The sequence below is a fragment of the Tamilnaduibacter salinus genome, assembly GCF_003096655.1.
Classification (GTDB): domain Bacteria; phylum Pseudomonadota; class Gammaproteobacteria; order Pseudomonadales; family Oleiphilaceae; genus Tamilnaduibacter; species Tamilnaduibacter salinus.
This window is the reverse complement of record NZ_QEKQ01000013.1, coordinates 25,433-37,889: the sequence shown is the minus strand read 5'-3', so window position 1 is coordinate 37,889 and position 12,457 is coordinate 25,433. Positions and strand designations below refer to the sequence as shown.

9 protein-coding genes and 3 tRNA genes are annotated in these 12,457 nt (G+C 60.5%); 1 reads left to right on the top strand and 11 read right to left on the bottom strand.

What is annotated here, in order from left to right; all coding sequences use genetic code 11:
* Nucleotides 1-175: 175 nt before the first annotated feature.
* The 9 genes from C8D92_RS15415 to alaS form a co-directional block, all read right to left on the bottom strand.
* Complete coding sequence (locus C8D92_RS15415; RefSeq protein WP_095612359.1) at nt 176-1,498, bottom strand: sodium ion-translocating decarboxylase subunit beta; 1,323 nt, start codon at nt 1,496-1,498, stop codon at nt 176-178.
* A 13-nt stretch (nt 1,499-1,511) separates the two neighbouring features.
* The gene (gene oadA / locus C8D92_RS15410; protein WP_116919929.1) at nt 1,512-3,302 is read right to left on the bottom strand and encodes a sodium-extruding oxaloacetate decarboxylase subunit alpha; all 1,791 of its coding nucleotides are present in this window, start codon (nt 3,300-3,302) and stop codon (nt 1,512-1,514) included.
* Nucleotides 3,303-3,344: 42 nt separating this feature from the next.
* Entirely contained in the window at nt 3,345-3,599 is a 255-nt protein-coding gene (locus tag C8D92_RS15405; protein WP_095612357.1) for an OadG family protein, read from the bottom strand.
* 836 nt (nt 3,600-4,435) lie between these two features.
* Nucleotides 4,436-4,512, bottom strand: a tRNA-Arg gene (locus C8D92_RS15400).
* 263 nt (nt 4,513-4,775) lie between these two features.
* A tRNA-Arg gene (locus tag C8D92_RS15395) sits at nt 4,776-4,852 on the bottom strand.
* 11 nt (nt 4,853-4,863) lie between these two features.
* Nucleotides 4,864-4,954, bottom strand: a tRNA-Ser gene (locus C8D92_RS15390).
* A gap of 115 nt (nt 4,955-5,069) precedes the next feature.
* A complete protein-coding gene (csrA, locus tag C8D92_RS15385; RefSeq protein WP_095612356.1) occupies nt 5,070-5,267 on the bottom strand; it encodes a carbon storage regulator CsrA in 198 nt (65 codons plus the stop codon).
* A 228-nt stretch (nt 5,268-5,495) separates the two neighbouring features.
* Nucleotides 5,496-6,731, bottom strand: a complete 1,236-nt coding sequence (locus C8D92_RS15380) for an aspartate kinase (RefSeq protein ID WP_095612355.1) — start codon at nt 6,729-6,731, stop codon at nt 5,496-5,498.
* A gap of 141 nt (nt 6,732-6,872) precedes the next feature.
* Nucleotides 6,873-9,509 carry an alanine--tRNA ligase gene (gene alaS / locus C8D92_RS15375; protein WP_116919928.1) on the bottom strand — a complete coding sequence of 879 codons (2,637 nt, stop codon included), beginning with the start codon at nt 9,507-9,509 and terminating at the stop codon, nt 6,873-6,875.
* Between the two features lie 280 nt (nt 9,510-9,789).
* Between alaS and C8D92_RS15370 the strand changes: the two genes are divergently transcribed.
* The gene (locus C8D92_RS15370) at nt 9,790-10,281 is read left to right on the top strand and encodes an RDD family protein (protein ID WP_116919927.1); all 492 of its coding nucleotides are present in this window, start codon (nt 9,790-9,792) and stop codon (nt 10,279-10,281) included.
* 15 nt (nt 10,282-10,296) lie between these two features.
* Here the strand turns inward: C8D92_RS15370 and lptG are convergent, their stop codons facing one another.
* Together lptG and lptF are read right to left on the bottom strand one after the other, a co-directional pair.
* Complete coding sequence (gene lptG, locus C8D92_RS15365; protein WP_095612374.1) at nt 10,297-11,358, bottom strand: LPS export ABC transporter permease LptG; 1,062 nt, start codon at nt 11,356-11,358, stop codon at nt 10,297-10,299.
* Nucleotides 11,351-12,457 (bottom strand): LPS export ABC transporter permease LptF, encoded by a 1,107-nt coding sequence (gene lptF, locus C8D92_RS15360; RefSeq protein ID WP_116919926.1) that lies wholly within the window; start codon nt 12,455-12,457, stop codon nt 11,351-11,353. The genes lptG and lptF overlap by 8 nt, the downstream gene beginning before the upstream one ends.

Genomic DNA, 12,457 nt, shown 5'->3' with positions numbered 1-12,457 from the left:
GGCAAGGCCGCCTCATCAACAGGCCGGATATATGGCAGCAACCTGTCCCTCATCAACCTCTGTGCCTTGGCAAACGGGGAGGAGACCATATATGTTCTTCCGTGGTTTCCGCGGCAAAAAACAAAAACCCCGCGCGGCCAAAGGTCGGCGGGGTTTTTCAGGGGTGTGGTGAGGATCAGCCCAGGAGCTTGATCATCACGCCCGCCGCGACGGCGGACCCGATGACGCCGGCCACGTTCGGGCCCATGGCGTGCATCAGCAGGAAGTTCTGAGGATTGTTCTCCAGACCCACCTTATTGGACACCCGGGCCGCCATTGGAACGGCCGAGACACCGGCGGAGCCGATCAGCGGGTTGATCGGTTCCTTGACGAAGCGGTTCATGGCTTTGGCCATCAACACGCCGCAGACGGTGCCGGCGGCAAACGCCGCCAGACCCAGGCCCAGAATGCCCAGCGTCTGCAGGTCGAGGAACTTGTCGGCGCTCAGCTTGGAGCCCACCGACAGACCCAGGAAGATCGTCACGGTGTTGATCAGTGCGTTCTGTGTGGTGTCGCTCAGACGCTCGACCACGCCACACTCGCGCATCAGGTTACCGAAACAGAACATGCCGAGCAGCGGCGCCGCATCCGGCAGGAAAAGCACAACCAGCAGCAGAACGACCACCGGAAAGGCGATCTTTTCCTGACGGGTCACGGCACGCAGCTGTGACATCTTGATCGCGCGTTCTTTTTTGCTGGTCAGCGCATTCATGATCGGCGGCTGGATCATCGGCACCATGGCCATATACGAGTAGGCAGCCACGGCGATGGCACCGAGCAGGTGCGGCGCCAGAACGCTGGACACGTAGATCGAGGTCGGCCCGTCGGCACCACCGATGATGCCGATGGCGGCGGCTTCCAGGATCGTGAAGTCCATAACCCCCGTCCAGCTCAGCAGCGCCGCGCCCAGTACGGTCGCGAAGATGCCGAACTGTGCCGCTGCACCCAGCAGCAACGTTTTCGGGTTGGCCAGAAGCGGACCGAAATCGGTCATCGCACCCACACCCATGAAAATCACGAGCGGTGCCACGCCACTGGCGATAGCGACGCTGTAGAAGCTGTACAGCATGCCATCGGAGTACCCGTTATCCACGGCAACCGCATTGGCAGCGGTCACCATTTCAACGCTCGCGTTCTTATACGCCTCTTTGAAGCTCTGCATGACTTCCGGCGTAATGTCCATCGCCGCGTTATACGGGACTTCCAGCGCCGATCCCATCGCGGCCAGTACTTCCGGCTTCGCCATGTGAATCGCATTTTCCGCCGCCGACAGGGCAAGCCCCGCCTCGGGAATGTTCGCCAGGATGCCGCCAAAACCAATCGGAATCAGCAGCAACGGCTCAAAGCCCTTGCGGATCGCAAGGAACAGGAGAAGCAGGCCGACCAGAATCATCACGAACTGGCCGCCAGACAGATTGGCCAGGCCGCTGCCTGTCCATAAGACGCTAAAATTTTCCATGGAATGCTGGCCCTTATGCGATTGTCAGCATTTCATCACCGGCCGCGACGGCATCACCGACTTTGACGGAGACGTCGCCGATGGTCCCGGACTTGGGTGCCTTGATTTCGGTTTCCATCTTCATGGCCTCGAGGATGATCATCACATCACCCTCTTCCACGGTGTCACCCGGTGACACGTTGACCTTGAAGATGTTGCCGCCCAGTGGCGCGGAAACCGGCTCACCACCACCCGGTGCGGGTGCGGCCGCCTGACCGCCGCCGGAAGCGGCGCCGCCGCCCTGGGCTTCGATCTGGCTGATTTCACCGCCTTCATCGACCGCGACCACGTAGTCCTTGCCGTTCACATTGACGGTATAGGTCTGCGGGCCGGAGGTCGCCGGTGCGGCTGCGGCCTGCGCATCCGCCTCGGTCGGGGCCGGTTCAAAGGCATCCGGGTTACCCCGGTTTTCCAGGAACTTCAGGCCAATCTGCGGGAACAGGGCGTAGGTCAGAACGTCGTCTTCGACGTTGTCAGCCAACTTGATGCCCTTCTCGTCCGCCGCCTTCTTCAGTTCGTCGGTCAGCTTGTCCATTTCCGGATCCAACAAATCCGCCGGACGACAGGTAACCGGCTCCTGACCGTCGAGAACCCGTTCCTGCAGTTCTTTGTTGAACGGAGCGGGTGCCGCACCGTACTCGCCCTTCAGAATCGCCGAGGTTTCTTTTGAGATGGACTTGAAACGCTCGCCGGTCAGGACGTTCAGGACCGCCTGGGTGCCGACAATCTGTGAGGTCGGTGTCACCAGCGGGATGTAACCCAGGTCTTCCCGAACGCGGGGGATTTCTTCGAGAACCTCGTCGAACCTGTCGGTCGCGTTCTGCTCTTTCAGCTGGTTCTCCATGTTGGTCAGCATGCCGCCGGGCACCTGAGCAATCAGGATGCGGGAGTCGGTGCCACGCAGGCTGCCTTCAAACTGCGCGTACTTCTTGCGCACTTTACGGAAGTAAGCCGCGATTTCCTCGAGTAGTTCGAGGTTCAACCCGGTATCGCGGTCGGTGCCTTCCAGAATGGCGACAACCGCCTCGGTGGGCGAATGTCCGTAGGTCATGCTCATGGAAGAGATGGCGGTGTCGACATTATCGATGCCCGCTTCTGCGGCCTTGATGGCCGTCGCGGTGGACATGCCAGTGGTGGCATGGCACTGCATATGAATCGGAATATCCAGCTCTTGCTTGAGGCGCGAGACCAGATCGTAAGCGACATACGGCTTCAGAATGCCAGCCATGTCCTTGATGGCGATGGAATCGGCGCCCATGCCGGCCACTTCCTTCGCCATATCGACCCACATATCGATGGTGTGGACCGGGCTGGTGGTGTAGGCAATGGTGCCCTGGGCATGCTTGCCGGTTTTCTTGACGGCTTTGATGGCGGTGTCCAGGTTGCGCGGGTCGTTCATCGCGTCAAAGATACGGAACACGTCCACGCCGTTTTCGGCAGCACGATCACAGAAACGCTCAACCACGTCATCCGCGTAATGGCGATAACCCAACAGGTTCTGCCCTCGCAGCAACATCTGCTGCTGGGTATTCGGCATGGCTTTTTTCAGTTCACGGATGCGCTCCCAGGGATCCTCCCCCAGGTAACGAATGCAGGAATCGAACGTCGCGCCGCCCCAGGATTCAACCGACCAGAAGCCGACCTGATCGAGCTTCTCAGCGATGGGCAGCATGTCGTCCAGTCGCATGCGGGTGGCCAAGAGGGACTGATGGGCGTCACGCAGGATGACGTCCGTGATCCCCAATGGTTTCTTCGTATCTGTCATCGTGTCAGCCTTCTGTTTAAAGGTTCTCTTGTTTCTTCGCGGTCATTTCTTGTGGTTCGACCGGTACTTCGCGATCGCCTGCTTGATGGCCTCGGTCGTGTCAGGGTCAACTGACGCTGGACCGGTCGGCCGGGCGCGCGGGGTGGTCTTTGCCGGGGTTGCCGGCTCCTCTGGAGCAAAACGGACCACCACCTTGGACATGAAGGTCGTTGCGAACACGAGGATGATCAGGAACGCAAAGACGAACCCCATGCCGGAGAGCATCAGATCGATGGCCATGCTCATTACGTTATCCATGAACACTCAACCTTTTTTTGCGAATGGAACCGGCGCAAGAAAACGCCACCCTGGCATCCAGGCTGGCAATCCGTAAAAACCGGCAGGTTAAAAGCCCGCTTAATTTACCGGTTTAGCACCCTATGAGCAACCGAATCGCCGCATCAAAGCCCCTTTTGACAGGTCGAACAACAACGCCAACGCACGGTTTTGGGGCCATTTTTGGGTTTTCGAACAGGCGTTTAAAATCGATTCTGGAATGGCGACGGGCGGTGTCGTATTTCGTTAATTTTTTGAGGGTCGGTTTGTCGTTGACATGGGTAGCGTCGGTTCGGCGGTGCCCAAGGTAGCCGACCATTTATGTTCGGAGGAGCCGTAGGGCTCCCGACAAACAACCGGCGGCGGAGAATTGCTCGGCGGTCTCCCGGCCACTCCGAACATAAATGGTCGGCTACGTTGGGTGGCATTCTGATGCCAGGAGCCTGTCGAAACATGAGAAGAAGACTGGGAGGATGACTGGGGCCTCTCGGCCCTGCCCTTCGGGCCGTCGTCGCATCCGCTCCGACGTTTCTCCGCAGGCTGCGCCTGCTACGGTCGAACCCCTGGGGTTCGAATCCCGTCTGACCACGTACCAACCACTGTTTTGGTGGAGTGAATGGCTTGCGGTACTGAAAAATGGCGCGGCTGGGAGGATGATTCGGGCCTTCGGCCCTCACCCCTTCGGGGCCGCCGTCATGCGATGACGGCGTTCCTCCGCGAGCGTCGCTCGCTCCGGTCGAACCCTTGGGTTCGAATCCCATCCAACTCTGTTCTACCCAACTGCTGGGCGGAGTCACAAGCCAATGGGCTGAAGAAAATGGCGCGGCTGGGAGGATTCGAACCCCCGACCCCCTGGTTCGTAGCCAGATGCTCTATCCAGCTGAGCTACAGCCGCGTTTTTTGGAAAGCGTTTTCTGGTGTGTCTGGTCCTTTCCCATTCTCGCCCGAGGTGCTCCTCGACACTTGGGATATGGACTGGGAGGCGGCTGGGAGGATGACTGAGGCCTGCCGGCCTTGCCCTTCGGGCCGTCGTCGCATCCGCTCCGACGTTCCTCCGCAGGCTACGCCTGCTACGGTCGAACCCCTGGGGTTCGAATCCCTTCTGACCACGTACCAACCACTGTTTTGGTGGAGTGACTGGCTTGCGGTACTGAAAAATGGCGCGGCTGGGAGGATTCGAACCCCCGACCCCCTGGTTCGTAGCCAGATGCTCTATCCAGCTGAGCTACAGCCGCGTTGTTCAAAATGGCGGAGAGGGAGGGATTCGAACCCTCGGTACGCGCAATGCGTACGGCTCCTTAGCAGGGAGCTGGTTTCAGCCACTCACCCACCTCTCCTTGAGAACGCGGCGTATACTACCATAATGATTTCATTTTCATAGGGTTGACAGAACTTTTTTGAAAAATCACTGCCGACCCGGCTAGTTATACGTCGCCTTGGCACCTTGGGCGGTTACTCGTTACCCGGCCCCGCGCTATCGTCATCCTGCTCGCTCTGGATGCGCTGGTAAATCTCTTCGCGGTGAACCGCCACATCCTTTGGCGCATTGACACCAATACGCACCTGATTCCCTTTTACCCCAAGCACCGTGACAGTGACTTCATCGCCAACCATCAGGGTTTCGCCAACACGGCGGGTCAAAATCAACATTGCCTCGACTCCTTTGATACCGAGCTACCTGTTCCAACATTAAAGACGTGCAGAACGTTTCCGTCACGCCAGAGCGCTCCTTCCGGTGAACACACCGAACGGAACACCAAGCTCCCCGATTCATTCATTATTATGAAAACGCCCCGCCCGAACCGTCCTGGGTGTCCGAACCGCGGACGCCACGGCGGTGCAGGACAGGAAAGACGCTCAGGCGACCGGGGTTGGCCCTCACGCTTCCTCAACCACGGGCTCGTGCAGTTCAAAGGCACTGTGCAGCGCCCGAACGGCCAGCTCGAGGTATTTCTCCGCAATCACCACCGATATCTTGATTTCGCTGGTGCTGATCATCTGAATGTTGATGCCTTCATTGGACAACGACTCAAACATGAGAGACGCCACGCCCGCGTGGGAGCGCATACCGACACCCACGATACTGACCTTGGCAATGCGATTGTCTCCCGTCACCTCCCGGGCCGACAGGTTGCTGGCAATGTCATCGAGGATGGTTTTCGCTTTCTCGTAGTCGTTGCGATGTACGGTGAACGTAAAGTCGGTGCGGTTATCCGCCCCCACGTTCTGGACAATCATGTCAATCTCGATATTGGCATCACTGACCGGCTTGAGGATGCGCGATGCACTGCCGGGCGTGTCAGGCACACCGGAGATGGTGAGCTTGGCCTCGTCACGGTTGAACGCAATGCCGGAAACGAGCGGTTGTTCCATCTCGGACTCATCCTCCAGTGTGATCAGGGTACCCTCGCCGTCCTTAAAACTGGACAGCACCCTTAATGGGACATTGTATTTGCCGGCAAATTCCACAGCGCGAATCTGCAGCACTTTGGAACCCAGGCTGGCCATCTCGATCATTTCCTCAAAGGTAATACGATCAAGACGGCGCGCCTGGTCCACTACCCGTGGATCGGTCGTGTAAACCCCATCCACGTCGGTGTATATCTGGCACTCATCGGCCTTCAGGGCCGCCGCCAGTGCGACGGCAGTTGTATCGGAACCGCCACGCCCCAGCGTGGTGATATTGCCCTCGTCGTCGACGCCCTGGAATCCGGCGACGACCACCACGCGCCCGGCGTTCAGGTCCCCCTGCATCCGCTCCTCATCAATGCGCTGGATGCGGGCCTTGGTGTGGGCGTTGTCCGTCCGGATCCCCACCTGCCCACCCGTGTAGGAACGCGCTTCCAGACCCCGCTTGTGCAGGGCCATCGACAGCAGCGCGATGGTGACCTGCTCCCCCGTGGACACCAGCACATCCATCTCCCGTGGAGACGGGGTTTCGCTGATGCTCTCCGCCAGGGCAATCAGCCGGTTAGTCTCGCCACTCATGGCGGAAACCACCACGACCACATCATCGCCATTATCACGGGCACGGCTGACCCGCTCGGCCACCGCTTCGATGCGTTCGGGGGAACCGACCGACGTTCCGCCGTATTTCTGGACCAGTAGCGCCATTCTCTCCTGAACTCTTCCTTCTGAACGGAATCGGCTGAGGCCGGCTCCCGCAACACAATCATTCACCGCCCGTGGCGGCCGCGACTGTTGCAAAGCGACCGATTATAGTCGTTTATGCAAGCACTGAACAGGCGTTCACCATCACGCGGAAGCGGTGAGCGCTTCCTCAACCCAGCCTGCGACTTTTTCCAGCGCCGATGGCAGGCCAGCCACGTCGGTGCCGCCCCCCTGGGCCATGTCCGGACGGCCGCCGCCCTTGCCGCCCACCTCGGCCGCCAGCTTTTTCATGAGATCGCCGGCACGTACGCGGCCCGTCGCGTCTTTCGTAACACCGGCCACGAGCATGACCTTGCCATCCTGCTCCGCCGCCAGCACAACCACACCGGTGCCCAACTTGTTCTTGAGCTGATCGGCAGTTTCCATCAGCGCCTTACGATCCGCGCCTTCCAGTTTTGAGGCCACGACCTTCAGGCCGCTGACGTCCACGGCGTTGTCCGCCAGATCGGAACCGGCGGAGCTGGCCAGCTTGGACTTGAGGCGTTCCAGTTCTTTCTCGAGTTCGCGATTGCGTTCGATGGCCGTCTCAACGCGCTCGACCACGGTGTCTCGGTTCCCACGCACCAGTTCGGCGACGCGATCCAGGCGCTCTTCGGTGTCGTCCGCCCACTCCAGCGCCTTCTGCCCGGTCACCGCTTCGACCCGGCGAACGCCGGAGGAAATGCCGCTTTCGGAGACGATCCGAAGCTGGCCAATATCCCCCGTCCGGCTGACGTGGGTACCGCCACAGAGTTCCACGGAGAAATCATCCGTGCCCATGCTCAACACCCGGACCTGATCGCCATACTTTTCATCGAAAAGCATGCAGGCACCCTTCTCCTTCGCCGTCTCGATATCGGTGATCTCGGTCTGCACCGGTGCATTCGCCAGGATCTGAGCGTTGACCTGCTCCTCGATGGCGTTGATTTCCTGCGGCGTCAGGGCTTCAAAGTGCGAGAAGTCGAACCGCAGCCGATCCGGCTCCACCAGCGAGCCCTTCTGGGTCACGTGATTGCCCAGCACGTTCTTGAGAGCAGCGTGCAGAAGGTGAGTCGCCGAGTGATTGAGCTTGATGGCCTGGCGGCGCTCGCTGTCGATGCGGGCCTCCACCTCCAGCCCCGGCAGGACTTCGCCCTCAAGTACGGTGCCGATATGCAGGTGGTTGTCGCCGTCCTTGCGCGTATCGGTGACATGGAAGCGGCCGCCACTCCAGGTCAACAGGCCGGTATCGCCCACCTGACCGCCGGACTCGGCATAGAATGGCGTGCGTTCAAGAACGACGATCGCCTCATCCCCGGCCTGCGCGTTGGCTTCCTCGCCATTGACCAGCACGGTGCGGATGCGGCTGCTGCCATCGACGTATTCGTAACCTGTAAACTCCGTCTCACCCTCAATGCGCACGTCGGCGTTATAGTCCACGCCAAACTTGGACGCGGCCCGCGCCCGTTCACGCTGAGCTTCCATCGCACTCTCGTAGCCCTCGTAATCCAGTGTCAGGCCACGCTCACGGGCGATGTCGTTGGTGAGATCGACCGGGAAGCCGTAAGTGTCATACAGCGTGAAGATGGTGTCGCCGGGAATTTCCGTACCGGAGAGGTTCGCGATGTCCCGCTCCAGCAGGCGCAGCCCTTTGTCGAGCGTCCGGGAAAACTGTTCTTCCTCCTGCTGAAGGACCTTTTCGATCTGTGCCTGGGTGCGTTTGAGCTCGGGATAGGCCTCACCCATCAGGTCCACCAGCGCCGCGGTCAGCTTGTGAAAGAACGGCTCGGTCGCGCCCAGCTTGTTACCGTGACGCGCCGCCCGACGGATGATCCGGCGCAGGACGAAGCCACGGCCTTCATTGGACGGCATCACACCGTCGGCGATCAGAAAGGCACAGGAACGGATGTGGTCCGCCACAACCCGGAGGCTGGCTTCGGTGGTATCCACGCCGCCCAACAGTTCGGACGCCGCCTTGAGCAGATCCTGGAACAGGTCGATCTCGTAGTTGCTGTGCACACCCTGCAGGACCGCGGCAATGCGCTCCAGGCCCATGCCGGTATCGACCGAGGGCTTGGGCAGGTCTTCCATGGTGCCGTCGGACTGACGGTTGTACTGCATGAAGACCACATTCCAGATTTCGATGAACCGGTCGCCATCCTCTTCCGGCGTGCCGGGAGGGCCGCCCGCCACGTCGGGCCCGTGATCGAAGAAAATCTCGGTACAGGGGCCACACGGACCGGTGTCGCCCATCTGCCAGAAGTTATCCGAGGCGTACGGCGCGCCTTTGTTGTCACCGATCCGGATGATGCGATCGGACGGCACGCCCATTTCGTCGTGCCAGATATCGAAGGCTTCCTGGTCCGCGTCGTAGATGGTCACCAGCAGTTTGTCTTTGGGCAGGCCCAGCCAGTCCGGACTGGTCAGGAACGTCCAGGCGAACTCGATCGCTTCACGCTTGAAGTAATCGCCAAAACTGAAGTTGCCCAGCATCTCAAAAAAGGTGTGATGCCGGGCGGTGTAGCCGACGTTCTCCAGATCGTTGTGCTTGCCCCCAGCCCGGACACAGCGCTGCGCACTGACCGCGCGGGTATAGCCGCGATCCTCCCGCCCCAGGAAGACGTCCTTGAACTGGTTCATACCGGCGTTGGTGAACAGCAGTGTCGGATCGTCGTGGGGCACCAGCGAACTGCTCGGCACCACCTCGTGGCCGCGCTGGCTGAAGAAATCAAAGAAGTTCTGGCGCAGTACTGCGGTTTTCATAGCCGTGTCCTGACTCTCATCAGACTGTGAGTGGGTAACCCCGGGGAGCGCTGCGCCCCGGCTGGGCGTTCATTCGCCCGAACCGCCCTATCAACATACGCATTGTCATTATAATAAAATATGAGGGCTTGCCCGGACTCGTTCAACATCGCGGGAGAGCGCGCTCTCAAGGGAACAGTAAGCTCGATACTCTAGCACAGCCGCATGGGGTAAAAAACGAGAAAGCGACCGCACCATTCCTTTATACTCCAGGCCTTTACCTGCAAACGGAACCGCTGCGATGTACCGACAGTTTCACGACCCAGAGGTCCTGCTCTCACCGGCCAGCCTGATCCGCCGACTGCTCGCCATGATCTACGACGGACTCATCAGCATCGCGGTGGTCATCGTGGTCACGTGGGGGTATACGATGCTGGCGGCGTGGGTGATTGGGTTTGACGAGTACCAGCAAATGGCGGAGTCCGGCCAGCTCAACACCGACCCGATGCTGAGCACCGTGCTGTTCGTAACGCTTTATTTTTTCTTCGCCTATTTCTGGACGCGTACGGGCCAGACGCTCGGCATGCAGGTCTGGCGCATCCGGATCGAGAACGATGATGGCTCATCCATTCGCTGGAGTCAGGCGCTGCTGCGCTACATGGTGGGCTGGGCCGCTTGGCTGACCATCGGCTTCGGCTATCTGTGGATGCTGTGGGACAGCGAAAAGCGGACCTGGACGGATCACGCCTCGTCCAGCCGGGTCGTACGCGTCCCGAACGAACCGAAAAACTAGTGCCTCGTCTGGCGCCTACCCGGCTTTCTTCATGAGATAGGCGCCCACCAGCCCGCTCACCAGGATGGGGGCCGTGATGGCGAGGATGGGATCGAACCCGAACACCAGGCTCATCGGCCCCAGCAGGTCCTGCATGTACTTGAACAGCAGCCCCACGATGATGCCGGTAAACACCCGAAACCCCATGGTGACCGACCGGAGCGGGCCGAAGACAAAGGAAATCGCCACCAGCACCAGCACGGCAATGGCCACCGGCGCCAGCACCTTCTTCCAGAACGACAGCCAGTAGTTGCCCGCGCTGAGGCCCTGCGCCTCCAGGTAGGTCGCGTAGGTATAGAGGCCGCTGATCGAGAGATTGTCCGGCTTGACAATCAGCACGCTCAACACCTCCGGCGACAGGTCGGTCTCCCAGCGCTCCTGCCGGAACGTCTCGCGCTCCGCGCCTTCGCGGGTCAATCGCGTCCGCGTGCCCTTCCCCAGAATCCAGTGATCCCCCTGGTGAATAGCTCGCTTGGCGAACGTGGCCGACTCCAGCCATCGCTCATCGTCGAATCGGAACAGCGACACCCCATGCAGCACGCCATTGGGCTGAACCGCATTCATATGCATAAAGGTGTTGCCCTCCCGGTGCCAGAACCCGGTCGCCGCCGCTACGTTCTCACCGGCCCCCAAAGCCACCGCCTTCTGACTCTGGGCAATCCGCTCAAAGTGCGGGGCCACGTATTCGCCAAGCAGCAGACCAAACACGATCACGATCAGCGTGGGCTTCATGGCGCTGACGACGATCCGGCGGAGGGACACGCCCGCCGCCCGGACCACGACCAGCTCGGACGAACTGGCCAGCGCGCCCAGCCCCACCAGACAGCCCATGAAGGCCCCGACCGGCAGGTAGTCGTAGATGCGTCGCGGCAGGGTCATCAGCACATAGAGCAGCGCATCGAAGGCCTGATAGTCGGCCCGCGCATCATCCAGTTCTGCAATGAACCCGAAAATGACATCAAGCGACAGCACCACCAGCATGACCAGCAATGTGGCGCCACCCACTGTCCGGGTGATGTAGCGATCGAGCTTACGCATGGCGCTGGCCCTCCCGCTGAAGTCGTCGGCGGCGCATCCACCCGGGACCAAACTGCAACCACAGCCCTAACCCGAGAAACAGCACATGCACCCAGGCCAGTCCCAGCCATTCCGGGATATCCCCGCGGGCCAGCGCATCACGCGCCACAATCAACAGCCCGAGATAGCCGATGTAGATCAGCATCGCCGGTAACAGGTGAAAGAACCGGCCCTGGCGTGGATTGACCCGGCTCAGAGGCACCGCCAGCAGCGTCACGACCGGCACCAGGAACGGCAGCGAGACGCGCCAGTGGAAGAGGGCCCGGTGGTCCGGGTTGTCTGAGCGCCACAGCTCAAGGGTGGGAATGCCCTCTTCGTCGCGATAGGTACGCACCGATTCCGGGCCGGTCACTTTCAGGCCGTAGGCATCGAATGACGTCACCTGATAATCCGGCTGGCCGGGCTTGCCCGCAAAGCGGTGCCCATCCTCCAGCACCAGGAACCGGCTGCCGGTGTCCTCGTCCACAAACTGGGAACCGGCCTCGGCGGCGATCAGCGTTGGCCCCGAGCCGTCATCCGCGTGTTCAGCAATGAACACACCACTGAGCCGCCGCTTGTTATCACTCAGTGACTCGGTGTAGGTGACACGGTCGCCCCCCGGCAGGCTCTGAAAACGCCCGGGCGTGAGCAGCTCGAACTCGGTCTTCTGCTTCTGGGCGTCGAAGATGCGGTCCACCTTCGCCATGCCCCAGGGCGCCAGATAGAGGCTGATCACACCGACCAGCATCATGACCACCACGCTGGTGACCATCGTATATCCCAGTACCTGCCGGTCACTCACGCCGCAGGCAAACAGCACCGACATTTCACTGTCGAGATACATGCGGCCATGGGCCAGCAGGATGCCGATGAACAGCCCCAGCGGCAGAATCAGCTCCAGAAAGCCAGGGAACCGGTACGCCATCACCATGAAAAGAATGTCGCCCGGGTACTTGCCGGTGGCGGCCTCACTCAGGTACTTCAGGAACCGGCCGCTCATGAACACCATCAGCAGCACGCCGGTCACTGCAAGCATGCTGACCAGGACCTGGCGGTTGAGATAGCGGAAGATGATGGACAA